This is a genomic window from Spirillospora sp. NBC_01491 (genome assembly GCF_036227065.1).
GTDB classification, from domain to species: Bacteria; Actinomycetota; Actinomycetes; order Streptosporangiales; family Streptosporangiaceae; genus Spirillospora; species Spirillospora xylanilytica.
Genome location: NZ_CP109432.1, coordinates 7,169,382 through 7,195,584 on the forward strand (window position 1 = coordinate 7,169,382; position 26,203 = coordinate 7,195,584).

At 73.0% G+C, this 26,203-nt stretch carries 21 protein-coding genes; 14 read left to right on the forward strand and 7 right to left on the reverse strand.

Annotated elements, in window-relative coordinates; all coding sequences use genetic code 11:
* Nucleotides 1–382 precede the first annotated feature (382 nt).
* Nucleotides 383–1,759, forward strand: coding sequence for an extracellular solute-binding protein (locus OHA34_RS33370; protein ID WP_329519912.1), 1,377 nt, complete (start codon nucleotides 383–385; stop codon nucleotides 1,757–1,759).
* Between the two features lie 622 nt (nucleotides 1,760–2,381).
* Nucleotides 2,382–3,791 carry a sensor histidine kinase gene (locus OHA34_RS33375; protein WP_329519913.1) on the forward strand — a complete coding sequence of 470 codons (1,410 nt, stop codon included), beginning with the start codon at nucleotides 2,382–2,384 and terminating at the stop codon, nucleotides 3,789–3,791.
* Between the two features lie 10 nt (nucleotides 3,792–3,801).
* Here the strand turns inward: OHA34_RS33375 and OHA34_RS33380 are convergent, their stop codons facing one another.
* Nucleotides 3,802–4,773, reverse strand: coding sequence for a trypsin-like serine peptidase (locus OHA34_RS33380; RefSeq protein WP_329519914.1), 972 nt, complete (start codon nucleotides 4,771–4,773; stop codon nucleotides 3,802–3,804).
* A 157-nt stretch (nucleotides 4,774–4,930) separates the two neighbouring features.
* On the opposite strand from OHA34_RS33380, the gene dxr reads away from it, so the two are divergent.
* The 9 genes from dxr to OHA34_RS33425 all read left to right on the forward strand — a co-directional run bounded on the left by dxr (nucleotide 4,931) and on the right by OHA34_RS33425 (nucleotide 17,342).
* Nucleotides 4,931–6,163, forward strand: coding sequence for a 1-deoxy-D-xylulose-5-phosphate reductoisomerase (dxr, locus tag OHA34_RS33385; RefSeq protein ID WP_285937340.1), 1,233 nt, complete (start codon nucleotides 4,931–4,933; stop codon nucleotides 6,161–6,163).
* A gap of 25 nt (nucleotides 6,164–6,188) precedes the next feature.
* Complete coding sequence (locus OHA34_RS33390; RefSeq protein ID WP_329519915.1) at nucleotides 6,189–7,400, forward strand: M50 family metallopeptidase; 1,212 nt, start codon at nucleotides 6,189–6,191, stop codon at nucleotides 7,398–7,400.
* 186 nt (nucleotides 7,401–7,586) lie between these two features.
* Nucleotides 7,587–8,780 (forward strand): flavodoxin-dependent (E)-4-hydroxy-3-methylbut-2-enyl-diphosphate synthase, encoded by a 1,194-nt coding sequence (gene ispG / locus OHA34_RS33395; RefSeq protein WP_329519916.1) that lies wholly within the window; start codon nucleotides 7,587–7,589, stop codon nucleotides 8,778–8,780.
* Between the two features lie 274 nt (nucleotides 8,781–9,054).
* Nucleotides 9,055–10,695, forward strand: coding sequence for an alpha/beta hydrolase (locus OHA34_RS33400; RefSeq protein ID WP_285937336.1), 1,641 nt, complete (start codon nucleotides 9,055–9,057; stop codon nucleotides 10,693–10,695).
* A 275-nt stretch (nucleotides 10,696–10,970) separates the two neighbouring features.
* The gene (locus OHA34_RS33405; protein ID WP_329519917.1) at nucleotides 10,971–12,560 is read left to right on the forward strand and encodes an alpha/beta hydrolase; all 1,590 of its coding nucleotides are present in this window, start codon (nucleotides 10,971–10,973) and stop codon (nucleotides 12,558–12,560) included.
* A gap of 211 nt (nucleotides 12,561–12,771) precedes the next feature.
* Complete coding sequence (locus tag OHA34_RS33410; protein WP_329519918.1) at nucleotides 12,772–14,370, forward strand: alpha/beta hydrolase; 1,599 nt, start codon at nucleotides 12,772–12,774, stop codon at nucleotides 14,368–14,370.
* Nucleotides 14,371–14,466: 96 nt separating this feature from the next.
* Nucleotides 14,467–15,309, forward strand: a complete 843-nt coding sequence (locus OHA34_RS33415; protein ID WP_285938587.1) for a GNAT family N-acetyltransferase — start codon at nucleotides 14,467–14,469, stop codon at nucleotides 15,307–15,309.
* Between the two features lie 68 nt (nucleotides 15,310–15,377).
* Nucleotides 15,378–16,289: a helix-turn-helix domain-containing protein gene (locus OHA34_RS33420; RefSeq protein ID WP_285937333.1), complete on the forward strand. Its 912-nt coding sequence runs from the start codon at nucleotides 15,378–15,380 to the stop codon at nucleotides 16,287–16,289.
* A gap of 138 nt (nucleotides 16,290–16,427) precedes the next feature.
* Nucleotides 16,428–17,342 (forward strand): hypothetical protein, encoded by a 915-nt coding sequence (locus OHA34_RS33425; protein ID WP_285937332.1) that lies wholly within the window; start codon nucleotides 16,428–16,430, stop codon nucleotides 17,340–17,342.
* A gap of 3 nt (nucleotides 17,343–17,345) precedes the next feature.
* On the opposite strand, the gene OHA34_RS33430 is transcribed toward OHA34_RS33425, so the two are convergent.
* Entirely contained in the window at nucleotides 17,346–17,756 is a 411-nt protein-coding gene (locus OHA34_RS33430; RefSeq protein WP_285937331.1) for a DUF3037 domain-containing protein, read from the reverse strand.
* Nucleotides 17,753–18,622, reverse strand: coding sequence for a HipA family kinase (locus OHA34_RS33435; protein ID WP_443029603.1), 870 nt, complete (start codon nucleotides 18,620–18,622; stop codon nucleotides 17,753–17,755). The genes OHA34_RS33430 and OHA34_RS33435 overlap by 4 nt, the downstream gene beginning before the upstream one ends.
* On the opposite strand from OHA34_RS33435, the gene OHA34_RS33440 reads away from it, so the two are divergent.
* Nucleotides 18,621–19,292 (forward strand): cyclase family protein, encoded by a 672-nt coding sequence (locus OHA34_RS33440; RefSeq protein WP_285937329.1) that lies wholly within the window; start codon nucleotides 18,621–18,623, stop codon nucleotides 19,290–19,292. The genes OHA34_RS33435 and OHA34_RS33440 overlap by 2 nt on opposite strands.
* Here the strand turns inward: OHA34_RS33440 and OHA34_RS33445 are convergent.
* Genes OHA34_RS33445 through OHA34_RS33455 form a run of 3 tightly spaced genes read right to left on the reverse strand, consistent with a single transcriptional unit; the run spans nucleotide 19,276 to nucleotide 22,244 of the window.
* A complete protein-coding gene (locus tag OHA34_RS33445; protein ID WP_285937328.1) occupies nucleotides 19,276–20,157 on the reverse strand; it encodes a TIGR03619 family F420-dependent LLM class oxidoreductase in 882 nt (293 codons plus the stop codon). The two genes, OHA34_RS33440 and OHA34_RS33445, sit on opposite strands and share 17 nt — an antisense overlap.
* A gap of 6 nt (nucleotides 20,158–20,163) precedes the next feature.
* The gene (locus OHA34_RS33450; protein ID WP_285937327.1) at nucleotides 20,164–21,414 is read right to left on the reverse strand and encodes an LLM class flavin-dependent oxidoreductase; all 1,251 of its coding nucleotides are present in this window, start codon (nucleotides 21,412–21,414) and stop codon (nucleotides 20,164–20,166) included.
* Nucleotides 21,411–22,244: an alpha/beta fold hydrolase gene (locus OHA34_RS33455; RefSeq protein ID WP_285937326.1), complete on the reverse strand. Its 834-nt coding sequence runs from the start codon at nucleotides 22,242–22,244 to the stop codon at nucleotides 21,411–21,413. Before OHA34_RS33455 ends, OHA34_RS33450 begins: the two co-directional genes overlap by 4 nt.
* Nucleotides 22,245–22,416: 172 nt before the next feature.
* On the opposite strand from OHA34_RS33455, the gene OHA34_RS33460 reads away from it, so the two are divergent.
* Nucleotides 22,417–23,241 (forward strand): LLM class F420-dependent oxidoreductase, encoded by an 825-nt coding sequence (locus tag OHA34_RS33460; protein WP_285938586.1) that lies wholly within the window; start codon nucleotides 22,417–22,419, stop codon nucleotides 23,239–23,241.
* Nucleotides 23,242–23,408: 167 nt separating this feature from the next.
* On the forward strand, nucleotides 23,409–25,016 hold the full coding sequence (locus OHA34_RS33465) for a serine/threonine-protein kinase (protein WP_329519920.1): 1,608 nt from the start codon (nucleotides 23,409–23,411) through the stop codon (nucleotides 25,014–25,016).
* A 24-nt stretch (nucleotides 25,017–25,040) separates the two neighbouring features.
* Here the strand turns inward: OHA34_RS33465 and OHA34_RS33470 are convergent, their stop codons facing one another.
* A complete protein-coding gene (locus OHA34_RS33470) occupies nucleotides 25,041–26,138 on the reverse strand; it encodes an alcohol dehydrogenase catalytic domain-containing protein (protein WP_285938585.1) in 1,098 nt (365 codons plus the stop codon).
* Between the last annotated feature and the right edge of the window lie 65 nt (nucleotides 26,139–26,203).

Sequence of the window (26,203 nt, forward strand, 5' to 3'; positions counted from 1 at the left end):
CCACGCACGCCGGCGCCGCCGCGGCCCCGGGATGGGCGGCAGCCCGTGCCACACCCCTCTCCAGCAACCTCCGTGTGTGGCACGGACGCCAGCACCCACCGCCCCCCGGGCCGCGGCGGCTCTCTTCGCCGCAGCCAATCCGTCCGAAAATGGCTTTGTGAATGGTTCATAAAGGCGGGGATGGTGGATCCCCGTCCGGTGGCCGGCGATCGAATCGCGCGGAGATGTTCGGCACGACGGGAAGGGTGGAATGCGCTCCCGTGCCGTCCCGCGCCGCGCGTCCTCGCGGCGTCGCACGCGGCCTCACGGTGCCGGAGGCGCTACGCTGCGCCGACGGGCCCGTCCGCGCGGGGGACGGCCCGGTGGACGGATCGGGAGCGACATGCGGTTGAGGGCCAAGGTGACGGCCTTGGTGGTGACCACGGTGCTGGCGGCGGCGGGTCTCGGCGCCTGTAGCGGCGACGACGAACCGGCCGGTGCGGTGCGGGTGGCCAGCACGCTCGGCCCGGGCGAGGGCGCCATCAACCTGGTCTCGCTGTCGGGCTACGTGGAGAACGGCGGCAGCGACCCCCGGGTCGACTGGGTCACCCCGTTCGAGAAGCGCACGGGCTGCAAGGTCGGCTGGAAGGCCGCCCGCTCCCCGGAGGAGATGGCCGACCTCATGAGCGACCCCAACCGGCGCTACGACGGTGTGTCGGCGCCGCCCGAAGTGTCCGGGCGGCTCATCGCCGACCGCCAGGTCGTCGCCGTCAACCCCAACCTGGTCGACGGCTACAAGAAGCTCGAACCGCGCCTGCGCGGCCTGCTCAAGCGCGACGGCAGGTTCTATGGCGTCCCGTTCACATGGGGCTCGAACCTGCTGGCCTACGACACCCGGACGGTCCAGCCGGCCCCGTCGAGCTGGGCGGCCCTGTTCGAGCCGGAACAGGCCCGCCGCTACTCCGGGCGGCTCATCATGCGCGACAGCCCGCTCGCCATCGCCGAGGCCGCCCTCTACCTCAAGGACAAGGAGCGCAAGCTCCACATCGGCGACCCCTACTCGCTGACCGCCAAGCAGCTCGACGCCGCCGGGAAGGTGCTGGCCAAGCAGCGCCCGCACGTCAAGGAGTACTGGCAGCTCCCCGCCGACGCGATCAGTGCGTTCGCCGGGGGCGGCACCGGGCTCGGCGGCGCCACGGGCCGGAGCGGCGACGCGCCCCCGCCCGCGTCCTCCCCGCTGCCCGCGCCCCCCTCGTCCGGCACGGCGACGCCCACCCCGACGGGCACGGACGCGCCCAAGGTGAGGCCGACGGGGCCGGGCGGCGAGCAGAGCGCCGCGCTCGGCGTGGTGTGGCCGTACCAGGCCGACGTGCTGAACCGGGCCGGACGGCCGGTGCAGACCGCGGTCCCCTCCGAGGGCGTCACGGGCTGGATGAACGCCTGGATGATCGGTGCCCGCGTCCAGCATCCCAACTGCATGTACCAGTGGCTCCAGTGGACCGCCTCGCCCGACGTCCAGCAGCAGGTGGCCGAGTGGACCGGGGTCGCGCCGGCCAACCCGCAGGCGTGCTCGGGCGACCGGCTCAAGCGCGAGTTCTGCGACGCCTACCGGGTCGGCGACCGCGGCTACCTCGACGAGGTGATCTTCGCGCACACCCCGGCCAAGGCGTGCGGCACCGGCAAGAAGGGCAAGCCCGGCAAGGGCGACTGCACCGACTACGCTGAGTGGACCAAGAAGTGGATCGAGGCGACCAACCCCGCCCGGCGGGGTCCCGGCTAACGCGGCGGGGACGGGCTGCGCGGGCGGGCCCCCCGCCCGCGCGACGGTCTCTCCGGCGCGCCCGGCCGCCCCCAGCCGGGCACGCCTGTCGGGTGGTCCCGGGCTTCCCCCCGAATGCCCGGGTCACCCTCCTCCAGGAGAGACCTCCGGGGCGCCCGCCTCGGTCGAAGACCGGCGCCCCCGCCGGAACCGGCCTCCCGGCCGGTCGTCCGGCGTGCGTGGTCGGCTCCCGGAGAGCCCGCTTCGCGGGTTGCCGGCAGGGCGGGTGCGCATTCCTCGCACGCGAACACCCCGGACGAATCCGGCAGGCGGCCGACGCGCGTGCGCGGCCGGGGCCACTGCTTCCGACAGACGACGCAGGCCGCGCCCTGGCGCTGTGCGGTGGTCAGCGCACCCGGGTCGAACCTCGGCTCGTCGGTCTGGCCCATGCCCATCCCCCTGGCGGGAGTCGACTTCACGTGATTCCTTTATAGGTCGCCAAGGGTGTGCTCGCCGCTACCGCAGGTGAAAGGGGTGGTAAAGGCTGACGTGTCGGTTCCGTCCCCAAGGTCGGCGGGCCGCGGCGGGGTGGCGGGAGTGATCCTTTACCGGTCGTTGGAGGCGCGGGGCATACAAAGGAGAGATGCCGGCGACGACCGTCCCGCTGAGCGCGTGGCCGGGCCGGCCGCGCTCGATCCGCGCGCGGGTGACGCTGCTCGCGATGAGCGTCGTCGGGTCGCTGCTGCTGGCCGCCGTCCTGGTCACCGCGGCGCTGCTGCACCATCTGATCCTGAGCCATCGCACCGACGTGGCGGCCCGCGCGGCCCGCGAGGTCGCGGTCGCGGCCGGTGCGGGACGGCTGCCCACCCACATTCCGGCACAGAGCGGCGTGCTCGTCCAAGTGGTCTCCGCCGGCTCCGGCCGGGTGGTGGCCTCCAGCGCCCCGCTCCAGGGCCGCCCGCCGATCACCAGGGCGCGGCCGAGCCGGCTCGACACGCGGGTCGACACCAGGGTCTGCGCGCGGAGCGACCTGCTGCCCGACTGCGTCATCGTCGTCGGGTTCGACGTCGTGGCCAAGGCGTACGGGCCCGTGACGGTGTACGCGGCGGTCCCGCAACCGTGGATCCTCGGGAACTACCTCCTGGAGTCGGTCATGGCCGGACTCTGCGTCGTGGTGCTCGCGCTCGCCGCGTGGGGGATGTGGCGCGCGGTGGGACGGACGCTGCGGCCGGTCGCGGCGATTGAGACCGAGATGGCCGAGATCACCGCGTCCGACCTGAGCCGCCGGATGCCCGTGCCGGGCACCCGCGACGAGATCGAGCGGCTGGCCCGCACCGTCAACGCCACCCTGGACCGGCTGGAGCGGGCGGTGGAGCACCAGCGCCGGTTCGTCTCCGACGCCTCGCACGAGCTGCGCTCGCCGATCACCGGCCTGCGCACCCGGATCGAGCTCGCGCTGGACGACCCGGCGGGCACCGACCCCCGGGAGACGCTGGAGCACGCCCTGGGCGACGCCGAGCGGCTGCACCAGATCGTGGACGCGCTCCTTGCCCTGGCCCGGCTGGACTCCGGGGCCGAGCCCGCGCGGGCGCCGCTGGACCTCGGCGACCTGGCGGAGGCCGAGGTGGCGCGCGGCACGCTGCGCCTGCCGGTGACGGTCCGCTCCGAGCCGGGCGTGCTGGTGGAGGGCGACCGGCTCCAGCTCGCCCGCGTGCTGCTCAACCTGCTGGTGAACGCCGACCGGCACGCCGACGCCCGGGTGGAGGTGGAGGTCCGGGCGGACGGCGGCGAGGCGGTGCTGGAGGTCCGCGACGACGGGCCCGGCGTGGCGCCCGAGGACCGGGAGCGCGTGTTCGAGCGCTTCACCCGGCTGGCCTCCTCGCGCCGCAAGGACGCCGGCGGGAGCGGCCTCGGCCTGCCGATCGCGCGGGAGATCGCGAACGCGCACGGGGGACGGCTGTACATCGGAGACAGCGAGCGCGGCGCCCGCTTCGTCCTCCGCCTCCCGCTGCTGCGCGACCCGCTCCCGCGCGACCGGCCGGACGGCTCGTAGCCGGGCCCGGCTACGAGGACTGAGCCGTGTTGTACAGGTTCTGCGCGTCGGTCCCGAAGTACGGGCCGAACATGTAGTCGGACAGGAACGGCAGGTTGTACTTGAAGCTGTTCACCGAGTTCTGGATGCCCGTGCCCGCCGACTCGCCGAAGTTCAGGAACCACGGTCCACCGCTGGACCCGCCGGTCATGTCGCAGTCCAGCCCGAGGTCGCTGCTCTGAAGGAAGTCGTCGATGACCGTCCCGCTGCAATAGGTCAGCTTGGAGCCGTCGTAGGGGGCGGCGGCCGGGTAGCCGAACGCGTACATGGACTGGCCGCGCGCCTGGTTGAACGCGATGCCCTGCCCGCCGACGGTGTCCACGAGCTTCTTGCCGTCCACCGGGTTCACCACGGCCGCGCCGACGTCGTAGTTGAGGTCCTCGCTGGCGGTCCACTGGGGTGTGGACAGCGTCTTGCTCGCGGTCCACGTCCCGTACGGACGGTCGCCGTCCTTGTAGCCGGGCACGAACACCCAGTCGGTGTGCCAGGCCCCGTCGAGCTTCACGCAGTGCCCGGCGGTGACGACGGTGCTCTTGTTGGTGCTGGTCACCGCGTCGCCGGAGCAGGACGCGGTGCGGCCCTGGTAGGTGAAGAACACCCGGCCGGCGGTCTTGGTGACGGCCCCGCCGCCGGTCCAGGCGGCGCCGCCGTTCGGGACCGACATCGGGACGAGCTTGGCGAGACCGCGCCGCACTGCGGCCAGGTCCACGCCCTTCGGCTTGAAGAGCTTCTCCATCGGGGTGGCCGAGGCCATCCGCTGCCGCGTCCAGAACCGCAGCACCCGCTGCTGCTCGGCGCCGCCGGTGGCCTGCGCGCGGGCGGACGGAGAGGGGACCGGGGTCGGGGCGGTGGCGGCCTGGGCGGCGGGGACGGCGAGCAGCGGCAGGGTCAGTGCCGCGCCGCCCAGCGCGGCGAGGGTCATGGTGCGCGGGGAGCGTCTCATGCGCCGAAAGCTACGTTCGCGATATTTGCCGCGACTAGTGGCAGATCTGGACGAAGGTGTCCGGGGCGTTCTTGCAGTTCTGGCCGTTCGCGCATGTCGGGCCGACGCGCCGGGCGGCCCCCGCACCGGTCCGCCATGGCCGACAATGGACCCCGTGATGTCACCTTCGAACGCCGCCCCGGCCGCCCGCGAGGTCGTCCTGCTCGGCTCCACCGGCTCGATCGGCACCCAGGCCCTCGACGTGATCCGGCGCAACCCCGGCCGGTTCCGGGTGGCCGGGCTGGCCGCCGGCGGCGACCGGGTCGGGCTGCTCGCCGAGCAGGCCCTGGAGTTCCGCCCCGACATCGTCGCGGTGGCCAAGGCGTCCGCGGCGCAGGAGCTCCAGCTCGCCTTCTACGCCGAGGCCCAGCGGCGCGGCTACGCCACCGGCGACTACCCCATCCCCAAGATCGTCGCGGGGCCGGAGGCGGTCGCCGAGGTCGCCGCCTGGCAGAGCGACGTGGTGCTGAACGGTGTGACCGGCGCGCTCGGCCTGGCCTCCACCCTCGCGGCACTCGACGCCGGGCGCACCCTCGCGCTGGCCAACAAGGAGTCGCTCATCGTCGGCGGCCCGCTGGTCAAGGAGCGGGCCCGGCCGGGCCAGATCGTCCCGGTCGACTCCGAGCACTCCGCGCTCGCCCAGTGCCTGCGAGGCGGGCGCGCGGACGAGGTGCGGCGGCTGGTGGTGACCGCCAGCGGCGGGCCGTTCCGCGGCCGGGCCCGCGGCGAGCTGGCCGGCGTCACGCCCGAGCAGGCGCTGGACCACCCCACCTGGAGCATGGGCCCGGTCGTGACGATCAACTCGGCGACGCTGGTCAACAAGGGGCTGGAGGTGATCGAGGCGCACCTGCTCTTCGACGTCCCCTTCGACCGGATCGAGGTGATGGTGCACCCGCAGTCGGTGATCCACTCGATGGTGGAGTTCACCGACGGCTCGACCCTCGCCCAGGCGAGCCCGCCCGACATGCGGCTGCCGATCGCGCTCGGGCTGGACTGGCCGGACCGCGTCCCGGACGCCGCCCCGGGCCTGGACTGGACGGCGTCCCACACCTGGGAGTTCTTCCCGCTCGACGACGAGGCGTTCCCGTCGGTGGCGCTCGCCCGCCGGGTCGGCGAGCTCGGCGGTGTCGCGCCGGCGGTCTACAACGCGGCCAACGAGGAGTGCGTCGAGGCGTTCCGTGCCGGACGGCTGCCGTTCCTGGGGATAGTCGACACGATCACGCGGGTAGTGGACGAGCAGGTGCCCGACGATCGGGCGGCGGGCGCCGGCGCGGGCCTGACCCTGGACGACGTCCTCGCGGCCGACGAGCGGGCGCGCGCGCGAGCCGGGGAGCTCACCGCGCCCGCCTGACCGATGGGCACGGCGAAGGAGCGCGATGGCCTTCCTCTTCGGAGCGGTCGCCTTCGTCGTCGCGCTGCTCGCCTCGGTGATGCTGCACGAGGGCGGCCACCTGCTCACCGCCAAGCGGTTCGGGATGAAGGCCACCCAGTACTTCGTCGGCTTCGGGCCCACGCTGTGGTCGCGGCGGCGGGGCGAGACCGAGTACGGGGTGAAGGCGATCCCGCTCGGCGGCTTCGTCAAGATCGTCGGCTACACCCCGCTGGAGGAGATCGACGAGGCCGACCGGCCGCGCGCCTTCTACCGCCAGCCGGCCGGCCGCCGCGCGATCGTGATCGGGGCCGGCGTCGCCGCCAACTTCGCCTTCGCGTTCGTGCTGCTCATGGTGATGGCGATGGCCGTGGGGGTGCGCGTCCCGGGCTCGGCGAGCACCACCGTCGACCAGGTCAGCGCGTGCGTCCCGGCCACCTTGCAGGACGTCTGCGAGCGGGGCCGCCCGCCGTCCCCGGCCAAGGAGGCCGGGCTGCGCGCCGGCGACCGCGTCGTTTCGTTCGGCGGGACGCGGGTGCGCACCTGGGCCGGGCTGCGCGCGGCCATCGCCGCGGCGCCGCCCGGACGGCCCGTCCAGGTGGTCGTCGAACGGCCGTCCGGGCCGGGCGGGGCGGCCGGGCCGGTCACGCTGACCGTGCGGCCGGCGCGGGTGGCCGGCGAGACGTTCCTCGGGATGTCGGCGAAGGTCACCGGCCAGGGATACGAGCGGGTCGGCCCGCTCAACGCGACGGTCTTCGCCGCGCGCGGCGTCGGCACCGCCGTCGCCGGCATCGGCCGGGCGCTGGCCGGCCTGCCGGCCGCGATCCCGCGGCTGTTCTCGCCCGACCGGGGCAGCACGCCCGGCGGCCAGGTCGGCAGCGTGGTCGGGGCGACCGACGTGTCGGGCCAGATCTTCTCCTCACACAGCTCCGGGCGCGACAAGATCGCCCTGTTCCTGTCGCTGGTCGTCTCGGTGAACATCTTCCTGGGGGCGCTCAACGTCGTGCCGCTGCTGCCGCTGGACGGAGGGCACCTGGCGGTCGTCGCCTACGAGCGGGCCCGCGCCCGGATCGCGCGGCTGCGGGGCCGCCCCGATCCCGGCACGGTCGACATGACCAGGCTGCTCCCGATCACCTATCTGGCCGTCCTGGTCCTGGTGGGGTTCGGGGTGCTGCTGATCCTCGCCGACCTGGTCAATCCGCTTCGGCTGCCTCAATAGTACGATCAAGTCACAGAAGGTAGTCAGATCGTGACTATGTAGCTGACCCGTCCACGTCACCCCATACGTGCTCGGCGCTTAGGGTGGTAGGGGCCAGCCGAAAGCGGGGCGAGCGGTCGGTGCGGCCCTCCTTCTGCGGGGTCTGGGGGTTGCTCCCGGAGGAGCAGAACAAGCCAGAGGAGAGGGATGAGCGTTTCACTGGGTATTCCGATGGTCCGCGGCGAGGGCGAGGGGCAGGCGCCCGCCCGCCCGGTGGCGCCGCGCCGGGTGTCGCGGCGGATCATGGTGGGTGGTGTGCCGGTGGGTGGGGATGCGCCGGTGTCGGTGCAGTCGATGACGACGACGTTGACGGCGGATGTGAATGCGACGCTTCAGCAGATTGCTGAGTTGACGGCGTCGGGTTGTCAGATCGTGCGGGTGGCGGTTCCTTCGCAGGACGATGCGGAGGCGTTGCCCGCGATCGCGCGTAAGTCGCCGATCCCGGTGATCGCTGACATCCACTTCCAGCCCAAGTACGTGTTCGCCGCGATCGACGCGGGTTGTGCGGCGGTGCGGGTGAATCCGGGGAATATCAAGAGGTTCGATGACAAGGTCGGTGAGATCGCTCGGGCGGCGTCGGGGGCGGGGGTGCCGATCCGGATCGGTGTGAACGCGGGGTCGCTCGACAAGCGGCTGCTGGAGAAGTATGGGAAGGCGACGCCTGAGGCGTTGGTGGAGTCGGCGTTGTGGGAGTGCTCTTTGTTCGAGGAGCATGGGTTCGGTGACATCAAGATCTCGGTGAAGCACAACGATCCGGTGGTGATGATCGAGGCGTATCGGCTGCTTGCGGCGGCGTGTGATTATCCGTTGCATCTGGGTGTGACCGAGGCGGGGCCGGCGTTTCAGGGGACGGTCAAGTCCTCGGTGGCGTTCGGTGCTCTTCTGGCTCAGGGGATCGGTGACACGATCCGGGTGTCGCTGTCGGCGCCGCCGGTCGAGGAGGTCAAGGTCGGTACGGCGATTCTGGAGTCGCTGGGGTTGCGGCAGCGGGGTCTGGAGATCGTGTCCTGTCCGTCCTGCGGCCGGGCCCAGGTCGATGTCTACACTCTGGCCGAGCAGGTCACCGCGGGTCTGAAGGATTTCCCGGTGCCGTTGCGGGTGGCGGTGATGGGGTGTGTGGTCAACGGTCCGGGTGAGGCCCGTGAGGCCGATCTCGGTGTCGCCTCGGGCAACGGCAAGGGCCAGATCTTCGTCAAGGGCCAGGTCGTCAAGACCGTCCCCGAGGCCCAGATCGTCGAGACCCTCATCGAAGAGGCCATGCGCATCGCCGACGACATGGGCATCGAGATCGGCGAGGACGGGTCGGTGAGCGGCCCCGGCGCGGAGGTCGTGGTGAGCTAGTCCGCGCGAGAAGACACGCGAGAGGCCCCTGGGTGATCCCGGGGGCCTCTTCGGCGTTCCCGGGGGTCCCGTGGGCGTTCCCGGGGTCCCGGGGCGTTCCCGGAGGTCGCCGCGTTTCGGAACGTTCTTGCGTATTGTCGGGTTCCGAGAATCTTGTCACGATTGTGCATCCACTGACGAAAGCCCCTGCCGCCTGAGCGCCGGCGAGCGTAACAATCTTCACATTTGGCCCGTATGTCCGACTCGCTCGGAGTCGTGACTCAAAGGGGGATATGTGAAGAAGATCGTTGTGCTGGCCGCGGTGGCCGGGCTCGGGTTCACCGGGCTCGGGGCCGCGAGCGCCCAGGCGGCCGGTCCCTCCGGAAGACCGGACACCGCCGCGCTGAACTGGCACACCTGCCCCGCGGACTTCGTCAAGACGGTGGCCGACAACTACGACGCGATCTACCCGGTCTCCAAGATCGTGCAGTGCGCCGAGCTGGCCGTCCCGCTGGACCGCGCCAGGCCCGGCGGCAAGAAGATCACCCTCCAGCTCACCCGGACCCCGCACACCGGCAAGGGTGCGGCCAAGGGCGACATCGTGGTCAACCCGGGCGGCCCCGGCGGCGGCGGGGCGCTGTTCGGCCCGCGCGTGTTCGCCCAGAACTCCGCGCCGATGCGCGAGGCGTTCAACGTCATCGGGTTCGACCCGCGCGGCGTCGGCATGAGCGTCCCGGCGCTGACCTGCGACCCGGACTACACCAACGCGCCGCGGCCGGACTACGGCACCGGTGACAGGGCGTCGGTGGCGACCTGGCTGAAGAAGTCGGCGGGCTACGCCGCGGCGTGCAAGAAGGCCGACAGGATCGGGCTGCTGGACCACATCAAGACCATCGACTCGGTGAACGACCTGGAGTCGATCCGCACCGCCCTCGGCAGCAAGAAGCTCGACTACTACGGCGCCTCCTACGGCACCTACCTCGGCTCGGCGTACGCCACGCTGTTCCCGAAGACGGTCGGCCGCATGGTCCTCGACGGCAACGTGGGGCCGAAGGGCGTCTGGTACGACACCAACCTGAACCAGGACGTCGCGTTCGACCAGAACATCGAGTACTACTTCGGCTGGCTGGCCAAGTACGACTCGGTCTACCACCTGGGCTCGTCCCAGGCCGCGGTGCGCAGGTTCTTCTACGGCCTGCGCAAGGACCTGGCGAGCAAGCCGGTCACCTACACCGACCCGTCCAGCGGCCAGACCCTCGCGGTCGGCCCGGACGAGCTGACCGACGTCATCCAGAACGCCGCCTACCGGCGCACCCAGGCGATCTGGCACGGGTACGGCGTGGGCCTGGCGGCCTACAAGACCGGCGACGCCGCCACCTTCGCGGGCACCTTCGGCGCGCAGACCACCGGCGGCGCCGACGACAACGGCTACGCGGTGTACGACGCCGTCCAGTGCACCGATGTGCAGTGGCCGACCGACTGGAAGAAGTGGCAGCGCGACAACGACAAGCTGCACAAGAAGCACCCGTTCCTCACCTGGAGCAACGCCTGGTACAACGCCCCCTGCATCACCTGGCCCGCCAAGGCCGGCAAGCCGGTGAACATCGGCCACGGCAAGGACGTGCCGGAGAACATCCTGATGTTCCAGTCCACCGCCGACGCCGCGACCCCCTACGCCGGCGCCCTGGAGATGCACAGCCGGCTCAAGGGCTCGCGCCTGGTGGTCCAGGACGGCGACCGGACGCACTGCATCGTGCACCGCGGCTCGGCGGCCGTGGACGCCTACTTCGACGCCTACTTCCTGACCGGGAAGCGGCCGAAGCCGGACACCGTCCACGTCCCGCAGCTCGGTGACCCGGTGCCGGCCACCGAGTCCGCCGCCCAGACCAGGAGCAAGGTCGGCGCCGCGACGTCCCTGGACGGCGCGCTGAAGTAGCCGGGCCGACACGGCCCATCGCGAGGGTGCCGCCGTCCTGACGGGCGGCACCGCCTCGCCGCCGGGGTCCCGGCCGTACGGCCGGGACCCCAACGCGATGAGAGATCACGAAGTTCCGTGGATCACGTCACGATTTCGCATCCACTCACGACGGCCTCTGCCGTCCGCGGTGCCGCTGGCGCCACAATCTCCGTTTATCCACTTATCGGCTATTTTTCGGCGTTCGGCCGCGGCCCGCACCGGCGCGCGCGGCCCCGCCGGATCAAGGGGGTCTGGTGAAGAGGATCGTTCTCGTCGCGGCCGCGGCGGCCGTGGGCGTCGGCGGCACCGCCGTCGCCGTCACCGCGAACGCGGCCACCGCGGTCCCGGTCGCAGCGACCGCCGCGTCCGGCGTCGCCTGGGGCAAGTGCGAGGTCAGCGGGCCGGATGACCCGATGAACAAGGCCGAGTGCGCGCAGCTCCCGGTCCCGCTGGACTACCGCAAGCCCAACGGGCGCAAGATCTCGATCGCGGTGTCCCGGGTCAAGGCCACCGACACCAAGAACTACCAGGGCGTGCTGCTGGTCAACCCGGGCGGTCCCGGCGGCAGCGGGCTGCCCTACTCGGCCGCGCTGCCCCGCTGGTTCGGCGCGATCGGCCACGGCGCCACCGCCGCCAAGTTCGACATCATCGGCTTCGACCCGCGCGGCGTCGGCTCCAGCAAGCCCGCGCTGAGCTGCGACCCGAACTACTCCGACCCGATCCGCCCGGACTACGTGCCGGCGTCGGCGAAGGAGGAGCGGGCCTGGGTCGCCAAGTCCAAGAAGTACGCCGCCGACTGCGCCAAGAAGGTCGGCTGGATGCTGCCGCACATGCGCACCACCGACGCGGCCCGCGACCTGGACACGCTGCGCGCCGCGCTCGGCCAGCAGCAGATCAACTACTACGGCTTCTCGTACGGCACCTACCTCGGCGCCACCTACGCCACGCTGTTCCCGAACCGGGTGCGGCGGATGGTGTGGGACGGCAACGTCAACCCGAAGACGGTCTGGTACGACGCGCAGCTCGAGCAGGACAAGGCGTTCGAGCGCAACATCAAGCTCTGGTTCGCCTGGGCCGCCAAGTGGAACTCGATCTACAAGCTCGGCAGCACCGAGAAGCAGGTCGAGGCCCGCTACTACAAGGTCCGCGCGGACGCCGGCAGGTCGCCGATCGCCGGCAAGATCGGGCCGGACGAGCTCGACGACATCGTGCTGAACGCCGGCTACAACACCGGCTTCTACATCCCCTATGCCGAGGCGCTGTCGGCCTGGGTGAACGACAAGGACCCCGCCGCGCTGCTCGACAACCTCAACACCGGCGGCGAGGACAACGGCTTCGCCGTCTACAACGCGGTGCAGGGCGCCGACGCCAAGTGGCCGCGCAACTGGAGCAAGTGGCACGACGACGCGGTCAAGCTGAACAAGCAGGGCTACCGCTTCAACACCTGGAGCAACGTCTGGTACAACGCCCCGACCGCCTTCTGGCCGGTCAAGGGCGGCCCCGCGCTCAAGCTCAAGGGCAAGGACATGCCGGGGATCCTGCTGGTCCAGTCCACGCTGGACGGCGCGACCCCGGTCGCGGGCGGCCTGGCGATGCACAAGGCGTTCCCCTCGTCCCGGCTGGTGGAGGAGATCGGCGGCAAGACGCACGCCAACACCCTCAACGGCAACGCGTGCCTGGACGACAAGGTCGCCGCCTACCTCGACACCGGCGCGCTCCCCAAGAGCAGGCCGGGCGCCGACGCGACCTGCCAGGCGCTGCCGGAGCTGAACGACCCGAACCCGACCGCGGTCAAGGCCGCGGCCACCCCGAAGGGCAAGGACCTGCCGGTCGGCCGCCGGTAGACCCCTCCGGCCCGGCCGCTTGTGGCACGGTTGCGTATGAGCCGTCCGTCGGCCGGGCTTAGAACGCCGGTCCGTGGCGGGCCGTCCCTCCCGAGGCCCCGGGAGGGACGGCCTGCCGCGGCCGGACCCGACGGGCTTGACCTGGTTGCGGGGGGAAACGCGCGAATCCAGGGTCAGTGGCGGACGGCCCCGGCAGCGGTAGAAAGCGGGAGTGCTGAACGCCGCTGGAAAGAGCGCCGCCGCAGGTGCGGTCGCCGCCGCTGTCGCCCTGGGAACCGTCACCGCAGCCGCCGCGCTGGACTCGGGCCCCGCCCCCCGCCCCTCTGGCGCCGTCTCCTGGACGCGCTGCCCCGACAAGGACCCGCTGGAGAAGGAGCGGCTCAAGGGTCTGGACTGCGCGAACGTCCAGGTCCCGCTCGACTACCGGAGACCGGGCGGCGAGAAGATCACGCTCGCGCTCACCCGGGCCCGGCACACCGCCGCCCGCTCGCAGGGCGTGATGCTGCTCAACCGGGGCGGTCCCGGCGCGCACGGCCGCGACCTGCCGGCCCTGTTCACCAACGGGATGCCGCCCGACGTCGCGGCCGGCTACGACTGGATCGGCTTCGACCCGCGCGGCGTCGGGGCCAGCAGGCCCGCGCTGAGCTGCGGGGAGAAGTACCAGAACCCCGGGCGCCCCCGCGCCGACACCGTCCCCGCCACGGCCGCCGCCGAGCGCGCCTGGCGCGCGCGGGCCGCCGCCTACTCCCGCGACTGCGGCGCCAAGTACCGCCGGGTCCTCCCGCACATGGGCTCGGCGAACTGGGCGCGCGACCTGGACGCGATCCGGGCCGCGCTCGGCCAAGACAAGATCAACTTCTTCGGCTACTCGTACGGCACCTACCTCGGCGCGGTGTACGCCACGATGTTCCCCGGCCGGGTCCGGCGGATGGCGCTCGACAGCGTGGTCCGGCCGAGCGGGGTCTGGTACCAGGACAACCTCGACCAGAACGTGGCGTTCGAGAAGCGGATCCGGACCTACTTCGGGTGGATCGCGCGCAACGCCCGGGTCTACCGGCTCGGCCGCACCCGCGCCGAGGTCGGCCGCTCCTACGCCAAGGTCCGCGCCGCCCTCGCCGCCAAGCCGCTCGGCGGGCGGGTCGGGCCGTCCGAACTGGACGACGTGTTCCTCGCCGACGGGTACGGCGACCGCGACTGGGCCGCCCACGCCGGCGCGCTCTCGGCCTTCGCCGTGCGGCACGACCCGGGCCCGCTGCGCAAGGCATGGCAGCCGCCCACCTGGCTCGACCAGAACAACTACGCGGTCTACAACGCCGTCCAGTGCCGCGACGCCGCCTGGCCGCGCGACTGGAAGCGGTGGCACGACGACAGCCGGCGCCAGTATCGGGAGGGCTACCGTTTCGAGACCTGGAGCAACGCCTGGTACAACGCCCCCTGCGCCACGTGGACAGTGCCCGGCGGGCCGCCGCCCGAGGTCCGGGGCCGCGCGGGCCTGCCGCCGATCCTGCTGGTGCAGGGCACCGAAGACGCGGCGACCCCCTACGCGGGCGCCCTGGAGATGAGCCGGACCTTCCCGTCGGCCCGGCTGGTGACGCAGGTCGGAGGCGGTACCCACGGCATCACGCTCGGCGGCGACAAGTGCGTCGACCCCGTCGTGGCGGGCTACCTGCGCGACGGCTCGCTGCCGCGCAACCGGCCCGGTCCGGACGCCACCTGCCCCGCCTCCGCCCCGCCGAAGGCCCGTCCGACCAAGCGGAACGGGCGCGCGTCCGGCGGAGGCGACCGGCCGGTACAGGAGCCGGTGGCGTAGACCGGTTCGCGAAAGTCATAGGCTGGTCGGCGTGGTGTTCACTGCGCTGGACCCCGTCCGGGTCCCGTTCCCCTACCGGAGCCGGTAGCCGTGCGCATGCTCGGGTCGCTGCCCGTGCGTTTGCTCGACGACCGGTACCGGGACGAGGCGCTGGCCATCCTCGACGCCGATCCGGTCGCCAACGTGTTCGTCGGCTCCCGCGTGCACGCCGCGGGGCTCGACCCGCGGCGGCTCGGCGCGCAGGTCTGGGGCTACGTCCGCGACGGGCGGCTCGCGGCGCTGTGCTACTCCGGCGCCAACCTCATCCCGGTGGCCGCCGGCCCCGACGCGGTCCGGGCGTTCGCCGAGCGGGCCCGGGCGCAGGGCCGGCGCTGCTCGTCCATCGTCGGCCCGATCGACGCGGTCACCGACCTGTGGGAGATCCTCGCGCCCTACTGGGGGCCGCCCCGCGCGGTGCGCGCGGCGCAGCCGGTGATGGCCACCTCGACGGCCCCGCAGGTGCCGCTCGACCGGGGGGTGCGCCGGGTCGCGATGGACCAGTTCGAGATCGTCTACCCGGCCTGCGTGGCGATGTTCACCGAGGAGGTCGGCGTCTCGCCCAACGCCGGTGACGGCGGCGTCCTCTACCGCGCCCGCGTCGCCGAGCTCATCCGGGAGGGCCGCGCGTTCGCCCGGATCGACGACGGCCGGGTGGTCTTCAAGGCCGAGGTGGGCGCGGTCACCCCCAGGGCCTGCCAGGTGCAGGGCGTCTGGGTGCCGCCCGACCTGCGCGGCCGGGGCCTGTCGGCGCCCGGCATGGCGGCGGTCGTCGACGAGGCGCTCCGCTCGATCGCGCCGACCGTGTCGCTGTACGTCAACGACTACAACGCGCGGGCCCGCGCCACCTACCACCGCGTCGGCCTCATCGAGATCAGCCGTTTCATGTCGGTCCTTTTCTGACATCCGGAACCGGGGGTACCGGCGGTCGGCGGATCTGCGAGACCACCACGGACCGGTACGATCCGCCCGTGGAGTTCGCCGGCGCGTTACGGCAGGCGGTCCAGGACAGCGGTCTGACCCTGGAGCGAATCCGCCACCGGCTGGGCCAGCGCGGCCTCGCCGTCAGCGTGGCCACCCTGAGCTACTGGCAGCGGGGCCGCAGCCGCCCGCGCTCCCGGGCGGTGGTCGCGATGCTGGAAGAGGTCCTGCGCGTCCCCGCCGGGACGCTGACCGAGCTGCTGGACGACCCCGCGCCCGCCGCCGTCCCCGCGCCGGGGGCGCCGGGCCGCGCCGGCCCCGTCCGGGCCGCCGCGCCGGGCGGCGGGCGGGGCCGCGCCGCCGCCGGGCTCTGGTCCGACCCGGCCCGGTACGCCGGGCTCGTCGCGCAGCTCGACCGGTCCGGCGACCACCGGCTGGAACGGCTGAGCCGGCACGACCTGTACCGGCTGGGCCTGGACCGGCGCCCGCTGACCCTCACCGTGCGCGAGGTCCTGCGCGCCACCGGCGACGACATCGACCGGGTCGTCTGCGCGCATCCCGTCCCCGCGATCCCGGAGGGCCCCGAGCTCGGCGGGCTGCGCTACTGCCGGCCCGGCCGGATCCGGCGCGGCGGGGGGCTGTTCGCCTTCGAGCTCGTCCTCGACCGGGTCCTGGCGGCGGGCGACACCGCCGTCGTGGAGTACGAGCTCCACCTGCCCCCCGGCGGACCCGAGCACCTCGACTACCAGCGGCGTTTCCCGCGGCCCGTGCGCGACTACCTCGCGGTCGTGCAGTTCCACGCCGACATGTTCCCGGCCCGCTGCTACGGCTTCTCCCGCGAGACGGGGGACGCGCCCAAGCGGCGCGCGGCGGAGCTGTGGATCGGCACCTCGGGAAGCGCGCACCTGGCCGTGGGCGACGTGCGGCGGGGCATCCTCGGCATCGAATGGGAATGGGACTGATGCGAACGCGACCGGGCAGTTGTTGGCAGAAGTTGCCGATTGGCATTGGCAGCCGGTGGTCTTACAGTGAGCGCTGAAGGTGAAAATGCTGTTGTCAAGGCCGTCGACGGGGGCCGGCCGGAGCCGATCCGGAGGCCGATGGCGGTGCAGAGCGTCACCGAGGAGGACCTCCTCCAGCTACTTCAGTACGGTCCGTTCAACGTCGCCCTCCACGCCGCGATCCAGGCCCGCGGCCTCAGCCTGGAGGCACTGCGCCGCCGCCTCGAGCAGCAGGGCGTCGCGGTCAGCCTCTCCACCCTCAGCTACTGGCAGCGCGGCCGGACCCGGCCCGAGCGCGCCGACTCGCTGCGCGCCGTCCGCGGCCTGGAGGTCATCCTCGAACTGCCGCGGCACTCCCTGCTCACCCTCCTCAAGCCGTCCGCGGAACGGACGGCGGGCCCGTGGCTGCCGGTCGAGGAGCTGTGCCCCGAGCCCGGCGTCCGCGACCTGCTCGACGAGATCGGCACCCGCGGCGAGCGGCGGCTCAGCGGGCTCAGCCTGCACGACCAGTACGTCATCGGCCCCCACCGGGAGCTGCGCGAGGTGCACACCCGCGCGGTGTTCCAGGCGCAGCAGCGCGGCGTCGACCGCTGGATCGCCGTCTACCACCATCCGCACCGCGTCCTGCCCTCGTCCCGCACCGCCCGCGGCTGCCGGTTCGGCCGCGTCCGGATGGACGAGGCCAGCGGGCTGATCGCCGCCGAGCTGCTGTTCGACCGCGCGCTCGGCCGCGGCGAGACCTACCTGCTGGAGTACGGGTTCGGGTTCGACGAGACCGGCCCCGAGGTGACCGAGGAGGGCCGCGGGTTCCGCGCCCCCCAGCACGAGTACCTGATCGAGGTGCGGTTCCACCCGTCCGCCCTGCCCGCCCGCTGCCACCGCACCTGGCGGCCCGACGGGCACACCGCGCTGAAGGACTCGGCCGACCTGCGCACCTCCAGCTACCACAGCGCGCACTTCATCGAGTTCGGCATGCCGGCCGGCTACCACGGCATCCGCTGGGAGTGGGACTGACCCTCAGCCGGCCAGCAGCTCCAGCAGCCGCCCGAGCTCGGCGTCCGGATCCCCGGTGAGCCCCGCGTGCACCGGCCCCGGCTGGACGACCGTGCTCCGCGGCGCGGTCAGCCACCGGAACCTGACCCCCGCCGGCTCGTCCCCGGCCTGCCCCGCGTGCGGGCCGCCCCCGCACAGCGCCGCGACACCCTTCAGCGCCGTCCGGACGCCCTCCAGATCGAGCCCCGGGTCCAGCGCGAGCAGCCGCTCCGGGTCGACCCGGGTGCGGCAGCCGAGGAACTCCAGCGCGCGGCAGTAGACCACCACCCCCACGTTCATCACCTCGCCCCGCTCGATCCGGGGCATCACCCGCAGCGCCGCGTACTCGAAGAGCTGCTCCCGCGGGAGTGCCCCCCGTTCGCTCGGGGGCGTCATACGGGGCCGCCGAGCCAGGTGGGGCGGTTCTCGCCACGGCGGGCGGTGGTGTCGGGCCGGCGGGCCGACACGGCGAGGTCGGGCAGCCAGTCGCGGGGCCGGCCGGCGCGGGCGAGGAGCAGGTCGACGTAGGCGTCGCGGAGCGCGGCGGGGTCGGTGAAGCCCGGCTCGCCCTCCAGCCAGCGGTCCGGCACCAGCGCGGCGACCTCCCGCAGCACCGCCTCGGTGATCTTCGGCGTGAACTCGGCCTCGGCCGCCGCCAGCTCGCTCGCGTACGGGGTCAGCACGTGGTCGTCGACGTCGTAGGGGCCCGAGAACAGCCGCTCGGCGTTGGCCCAGGCGTGGTGGAAGATCAGGCTCGCGCCGTGGTCGATCAGCCAGACCCGGCCGTGCCAGACCAGCATGTTGGGGTTGCGCCAGCTCCGGTCGACGTTGCCGATGAACGCGTCGAACCACAGCACCCGGGAGGCCAGCGCCGCGTCCGGGCGCCAGCCGAGCGGGTCGAAGCCGAGCGAACCGGGCAGGAAGTCGGAGCCGAGGTTCCAGCCGGTGCTGGCCTTGAGCAGGTCCTGCACGTCGGGGTCGGGCTCGTGCCGGCCGATCACCGGGTCCAGCTCGATCACCACCTGCTCGGGGACGCGCAGCCCGAGCCGGCGGGCCAGCTCGCCGGCGATCACCTCGGCGATCAGGGCCTTGCGGCCCTGGCCGGCGCCGTGGAACTTCATCACGTACGTGCCGAGGTCGTCGCACTCGACGATCCCCGGCAGCGACCCGCCCTCGCGCAGCGGTGTCACATAGCGGACGGCGTTGACTAGTGGCAGCACGCGCCACACGCTATCGGGTGCCCGCGCGATACTTGGCGGCATGTCGGTTGAGCTGGTGGACCTGTCCGTGCCGCTCGTCACGGGGATGCCGGTGTATCCGGGGGACCCGGAGGTGGAGATCGTCCCGGCGCTGACGGCGGCGGGCGACGGGGTGAACCTCGCGCGGCTGCACCTCGGGTCGCAGTCGGGCACGCACGTGGACGCCCCGTTCCACATCGACGACGCGCTGCCGCGGCTGGAGGAGATCCCGCTCGAACGGTTCACGGGCCCGGCGGTGGTCCTGGACGCGCGCGGGATGGCGCCGCGCTCGGCCATCGGCCCGGAGGCCCTTCCGGACGGGCTCGGGCCCGGCACGGTCCTGCTCATCGCGACCGGATGGTCGCGGTACTGGGGCAGCGCGGAGTACCTCGCGCACCCCTACCCGTCGGCCGCGGCGGCCGAGGCGATCGTCGCCGCCGGGGTCCGGACGGTCGGGATCGACGCGCTCAGCGTGGACCGCACCCCGCCGCCCGGCGACGAGGGCTTCACGCTCGCGGCGCACCGGGTGCTGTGCGGCGCGGGGACGGTGATCGCCGAGAACCTCACCGCGCTGGACCGCCTCCTGGACGCCCAGGAGGCGGGCCGGCGCGTCGAGGTGAGCCTCTTCCCGATCGCGCTGGCGGGCGACGGCGCGCCCGTCCGCGCGGTCGCCCGCGTCACATCTTCGCGATGACCTCCTCGGCGAACCGCTCCATCGTGGCGATCTTGAGGCCGGGCGCGGTGCCGTGCGCGGCCTTCTCGCCCTCGGTGGCCAGCCACCAGGGCGCCGCCATCGTGCCGGTCACGCCCCGGTCGGCCCATCTGCGGTACAGGTCGGCGGTCGGCAGCGCGCCGATCGGCGCGATCACGTCGAGGTCGGCCAGGGTGCGGCCGTGCTCGGCGAGGAAGCCCTCCAGACGGGTCAGGAGGTCCTCCAGCTGGTCCTCGGAGTAGATCCGGTTGCCGATCCAGCCGTCGCCGATCCGGGCGGCCCGGCGCAGCGCCGCGTCGCTGTCGCCCCCGATGAAGACCGGGACCGGCGCCCCGGGGACGGGGGCGATGCTCAGCGGGCCGTAGTCGTAGAACGCGCCGTGGTGCTCGACCCGGCCGCCCTTCCACAGCTCGCGCAGCGCCGGGACCATCTCGTCCAGCCGCTTGCCGCGGGTGTGGAAGTCCTGGCCGGTCTGGAGGAACTCGTCCTTGCACCAGCCGACGCCGACGCCGAGGGTCGTCCGGTCGCCCGACAGCGCGGCGGCCGTCGACACCGCCTTGGCCACGGTGAACAGGTCACGGGCCGGCGCGATGTAGACGTTGGTGGCGAACCGCACGCGTTCGGTCACCGCCGCCATCGCGCCGATCGTGACCCACACGTCCGGCCAGTGCGTGCCGGGCTTGTACGGCGGCGCGCCCGTCTCGGTGTAGGGGTAGGACGCGTCGTAGTCGGTGTAGAAGATGTGGTCCGACACCGCGACCGTGTCGTAGCCGAGCCGGTCGGCCGCCCGCGCGAGCCCGACGTACTCGTGGGTGTCGACGAAAGCCGCCCCGAGCCAGAACTCCACGATCCCTCAGTCCTGGAACTCGGGGATCACCTTGGTGGCGAACATCTCCAGGTTGCGCTTGACCGTGTCGAGCGGCAGCACGCCCTGCTGGCCCTGCATGAACAGGCCGAACCACTCCAGGTCGGGCATCCGGTCCAGCATCCGCTGGATGCCGCGCTTGACGTCGTCCGGCGTGCCGAGCAGCGCCATCTCGACCTCGTTCATGCGCTTGAAGTCGCCCTTCTCCGGGGAGATGGGCTTGTGGCTGTCGTCCTCCTTCTTGCGGAGCACCTCCAGGTACCCGAACGGGCCGAAGAACGACGCGAAGTCCTTCTGCATCCCCTTGCCGTAGGTGGCGATGGCCTCCTCCCGGGTGTCCGCCATGCCGACGATCTTCAGGATGCCGGTGTGCTCGCCGAGCGCGTAGTCCTGGCCCTGCTTGGCGCACTCCTCCTGGTAGAGCTTGGCCTTGGCGGCGTGGTCGTCGGGATTCGGGGTGAACATCCAGGGCATGATGCCCTCCTGCGCGGCCCGGATGACCGACCGGTCCGACACCGTGAACGGCTGCCACAGCTCGGGGTGCGGGTTCTGGTACGGCTTGGGGCAGACCGAGACCGACTGGATGACGCCGTTCTCGTCGATCTCGCCGGGGGCGCCGAAGGTCTGGGTCCACTCCTGCGCGGGCCAGCCCTCGATGCCGCTGTAGGGGTTGGGCACCTCGTAGTCGAGCACGTCGCTCTTGTAGCGCAGGTTGTCGTTCGCCCACGCCATCTTCATGATCTTGAGGACTTCGCCGAAGACGTCGAAGTTGCGGTTGTCGGACTTGGACCCGTCCGAGCGGGCGGCGGCGGCGTTCCAGCGCTGGCCGAGCACGTTGGCCCAGCGGGCCTGGTAGCCGCGGGCGACGCCGAGGCGCAGCCGGCCCTTGGAGAAGTGGTCGAGCAGCGCCACGTCCTCGGCGGCCCGGATCGGGTCCCAGGCGGGCAGCACCAGGCCGAGCGGCGCGAGCAGGATGCGCTCGGTGCGGGCGGCCAGGTCGGTCAGGAACATCAGCGGGTTGACCGAGAACTCGAACCCCTCGGAGTGGAAGTGGTGCTCGGTCATCATCAGCGCGTCGAAGCCGATCTGGTCGGCGTGCACCGCGATCTCGCGGACCTCGTCCAGCAGCTTCTGGTACGACTCGACGTCGCGTCCGATCGGCCGCCTGGCCTTGGCGTTCTCCTCGGCGGCCCAGCCCGACCCGGGGATCTGCGGGTTCAGGAAGATGGAAAACTTCACGCGGACTTCTCCTTGTCGAGCTTGTCGAGTTCCTCTAGCCAGTCCTTGACGGCGTTCAGGAATCTGTCCGGCCGCTCTTCGTGCAGCCGATGCCCGCTCCCGGGCCAGGCGACGGCCTTGGAGGCGGGATGCTTGAGCAGTGCGTTCTCCCAGGCCGCCGACTTCTCGTCGGCCCAGATCGTCAGCACTGGGCAGGTGCGGGCGGCCACCGGGCCGTCCGAGCCGGGCCGTGCGCCCCACGCCCCGGCGGCGGTGAACATGGCCGGGAACGCCTGGGAGAGCACGTGCGCGGGGGTGGCCAGGATCTTGCGGGTGTGCGAGGCGCGGACGAACGCCGGGGTGCCCGGGACGTAGAGCACCGGTTCCATGCGGAGGACGGCCGCGTGCGGGTCCTGCCGCAGCCCGTCGACCAGTGCGGGCAGGAACGAGGCGACCTCCTCGGGCTGCCCGTAGCCCGGATCGGCGCAGACGAGCGCCCGCACCAGGCCGGGGCGGGCGAGGGCGAGCGCGGTCACCACCATCGCGCCCATCGAGTGGCCGAACATGACGGCCCGCCCGACGCCGAGGTGGTCCAGCAGCCGGGCGAGGTCGCCGGCCAGGTCCTCGGGGCGGTAGCCGTCCTCGGGGGCCGAGGACGAGCCGTGGCCGCGCAGGTCGGGGACGATGACCCGGTGGCCGGCGGCGCGGAGCGCGGGGATGTGCCAGGCCCAGTCCAGCCCGTCCGCGCCGAAGCCGTGCACCAGCAGGACGGGGGTGCCGTCCGCGGCGCCGTCTCCGGGCGCGTCGTCGGTGTAGAAGAGACGCACGTCCCCCAGGTCGGCGAAGGGCATGGGACCTCATCTCTGTTCTCCCGGCCGGCCTGCGGGGCCGGTCCACCGGTCGCGGCCTCCCGGCCGCGACTTCCCGAACAAGCGCACGCTACATCAAATCCGAACAGCCGAGCAATCGCTTGGTCGAGTGGATAGGGTGTGACCCGTATCGCGCGAGGAGGAGCCTGTGAGCATGCGGCTGGGCGTCACGATGTTCGCCACCGACCTGACCATGGAGCCGCACGACCTGGCCCGGGAGGCCGAGGAGCGCGGCTTCGCCTCCCTCTACCTGCCCGAGCACACCCACATCCCGGTCGCCAGGGACACCCCGGCCCCCACCGGGGTGGACGACCTGCCGGAGGAGTACGCCCGCACGCTCGACCCGTTCGTGGCGCTCGCGGCGGCGGCCGCGGTGACGAGCCGGATCCGGCTCGGGACCGGCGTGTCGCTGCCCGCGCAGCGCGATCCGATCGTCACCGCCAAGGCGATCGCCACCCTCGACCGGCTGTCCGGCGGGCGCTTCACCCTCGGCGTCGGGTACGGCTGGAACGCCGAGGAGGCCGCCGACCACGGCGTCCCGTGGAAGCGGCGGCGGGCGATGGCCCGCGAGCACGTGCTGGCCATGCGGGAGCTGTGGACCGCAGACGAGGCGGCGTTCAAGGGCGAGTTCGTGGACTTCGCGCCGACCTGGTCGTGGCCCAAACCGGCCGGGCGCGTCCCGGTGCTGCTCGGCGGCGCCCCCGGCCCCACGCTGTTCGCGCACATCGCCGAGTACGGCGACGGATGGATGCCGATCGGCGGCGCCGGGATCCGCGAGGCGCTGCCCGCCCTGCGCGAGGCGTGCGCCGCCGCCGGGCGGGACACGGTGCCGGTGATCCCGTTCGGGACACTGCCGTCCCGCGAGAAGCTCGGCTACTACGCCTCGCTCGGCATCGAGGAGGTCGTGCTGCGCGTGCCCGCGGCGGGACGGGAGGTGGTCCTGCCCGTCCTGGACGAGTACGCGCGCGCCCACCTGTAGCACCGGCGCGGCCGTCCTGAGCATGCCTTCCGCGCGTCCGGCCCGGTTCGAGTAGCGGCCGGACTGATCGGTCAGTAGCGTTCCTTTCGCCCCAAAGGGAGATCATCGGGGAGATCAACGTGAACTGGGCGCGGCTCGGCGGCGCCTCACCTACCGGGGGAGGGGCCATGCCAGCGGCCGAAGCGCTGCGCCCAGAGGATCCGCGCCGGCTCGGGCCGTACCGGCTGTCCGGGCGGCTCGGCTCGGGCGGCCAGGGCGTCGTCTACGCGGGCGAGGCTGTGAGCGGCGGGGGCGGGCGGGTCGCGGTCAAGCTGCTGCGCACCGGGCTCGGCAACGATCCGGAGGCCCGCGCGCGGTTCATCCGCGAGCTGGAGACCGCCAAGCGGGTCTCGCGGTTCTGCACCGCGGCCGTGCTCGACGCGGACCTGGCGGGCGACCGCCCCTACATCGTGAGCGAGTACGTCGACGGTCCCTCGCTGCACCGCGTGGTCACGACCGACGGGCCGCGCACCGGCGGCACCCTGGAGCGGCTCGCGGTCGGGACGGCGACCGCGCTCGTCACGATCCACCAGGCGGGCGTGGTGCACCGCGACTTCAAGCCGCACAACGTGCTGCTCGGGCCGGACGGCCCGCGGGTCATCGACTTCGGCGTGGCCCGCGCGCTGGACGGCGCGACGATCACGTCCAGCGGCATGATCGGCACCCCCGCGTACATGGCGCCCGAGCAGTTCTCCGGCGAGCGGGCCGGGCCGCCCGCCGACGTGTTCGCGTGGGCCGCGACGCTGGTCTTCGCCTCGTGCGGACGGCCGCCGTTCGGGGACGACACGCTGACCGCGGTGGTCGGCCGCATCGTGCGGGACGACCCCGACCTCGGCGAGCTGACCGGGCCGCTGCGCGACCTCGTGCTGCGCTGCCTGGCCAAGGACCCGGCGGCCCGCCCGCCGGCCCCGGAGGCGCTGCGCACCCTGCTCGGCGAGCAGGAGGTCCAGGCGACCGGCCCGATGCCCCCGGCGGCGCTGCACGCCGCCGCGGGCGGCGCGGTCACCGGAGGCGCCGCGGGCCCCGGCTGGGGACAGGGCGCGGGGCCGGGGCCGGGCGCGGGCCCAGGTGCAGGACCGGGTTCAGGTGCGGGTGCAGCACCGGGCGCGATGCAGGCGACGATGGTGAACGCGGCGGGCCCCTATCCGCCCTCCGCGTACGGGCCCGCGCCCGCGCGGCGCGTGTCCGGGGTCGTCGCGGTGTCGGCCGCCGTGATCGCGGTCGCGGTGGCCGCCGTGGTCGGGATCGTCGTGCTGAGCGACCGGGGCGGCGGTACCGGCGCGCAGCCGCCCCCGCCGGTGGCCACGCCGTCCGCCACCTCCTCGAAGCCGAAGCCGAAGCCCTCGCCCACGCGGTCCAAGACCAGGCGGCCGAAGCCGAAGCCCACGCGGAAGCCGCCGCCCACCGGGATCCCCGCCGCCTACAAGGGCACCTGGAAGGGGCGGCTGCGGCAGAGCGACGGCAAGATGCTGAACGTGATCCTCACCCTGCCCGCCGGCCGGGGCCCGGGCCGGATCAGGTACCCCGACCAGGGCTGCGGCGGGGTCGAGAGCTTCGCCGGGCACGCGGGCGGCACGCTGACGCTGCGCGAGCGGATCACCGACCGTCCCGACAAGTGCGTCGACTCCGGGACGGTCACGGTGACCCGCAAGGGCCCCCGCACGATCCTGTTCAACTACACCGGCACCGAGAAGGGCCGCACCTGGGGGGTGTCCGGCACGATGACCCGCTCCTGAGCCGGCGGGGCGGCCGGGCGCCGGTCAGTCGAACACGATGACCGAGCGGGCGACGGCACCCGAGCGGACGTGGGCGACGGCCTCGTTGACGGCCTCGAGCGGGACCCGCTCGCTGACCAGTCCCTCCAGGTTGAGCCGTCCGCGCCGGTACAGGTCGACCAGCAGCGGGAGGTCGCGGGCGGGCGTGGCGTCGCCGCCCTGGGTGCCCATCAGCCGCCGGGAGCCGAAGAGCTGGCCGGGCGGGATCTCCAGGTCCTTCCCGGCGGCGGGGCTGCCCACCATCACCGTGGTGCCGCCCGGCTGGGTCGCGGCGAACGTCCTGGCCAGCACCTCGGGCACGCCGGTGACGTCGAAGGCGTAGTCGGCGCCGCCGCGGACGATCTCGCCGACCTGCTTGGGCAGGTCGTCGGACAGGACGGTGTGGGTGGCACCGAACCGGGCCGCCATCTCCAGCTTCCCGGGGGCCACGTCGGCGGCGATGATCGTGGTGGCGCCGGCCAGCACCGCGCCCTGGACCACGTTCAGCCCGACCCCGCCGCAGCCGACCACCAGCACGCTGGACCCGGCCTCGACCCGGGCGGTGTTGAGCACCGCGCCGACGCCGGTGACCACGCCGCACGCGGTGAGCGCGAGCAGGTCGAGCGGGGCGTCCGGGCTCACCTTGACGCACATCGCCTCGCCGACCACGGCCTTCTCGGCGAACGCGCCGATCCCGATGTAGGGCCGGACGACCTCGCCGCCGCTGCTCAGCCGGGTGCCGCCGTCCGCCATCAGGCCCATGATCGCGGTCATCCGGGCCTTGCCGCTGCACAGGAACGCCCGGCCGCGCGAGCAGTTGCGGCACCGGCCGCACGGCCCGTTCATCGCGATGATCACATGGTCGCCGGGCCGGACCGAGGTCACCCCGGGCCCGGTGGCCTCGACCACGCCCGCGCTCTCGTGGCCGAGCACGCAGGGCAGGTGCGACACGACGGGGCTCCTGCCGTCGATGGCCTTGAGGTCGGAGCCGCAGACGCCGGACGCCGCGATCTTCACCAGCACCTCGCCGGACTGGGGCGCGCCGACCTCCACCTCGGCGATCTGGAGGGGGGCGCCGTACTCCCGCAGCAGCGCCGCGCGCATCACCGTGCTCGTCACTTCGTGGCTCACTTTCGTACAGGAGGCCAGGTAGACCCGTTGACAGGCTC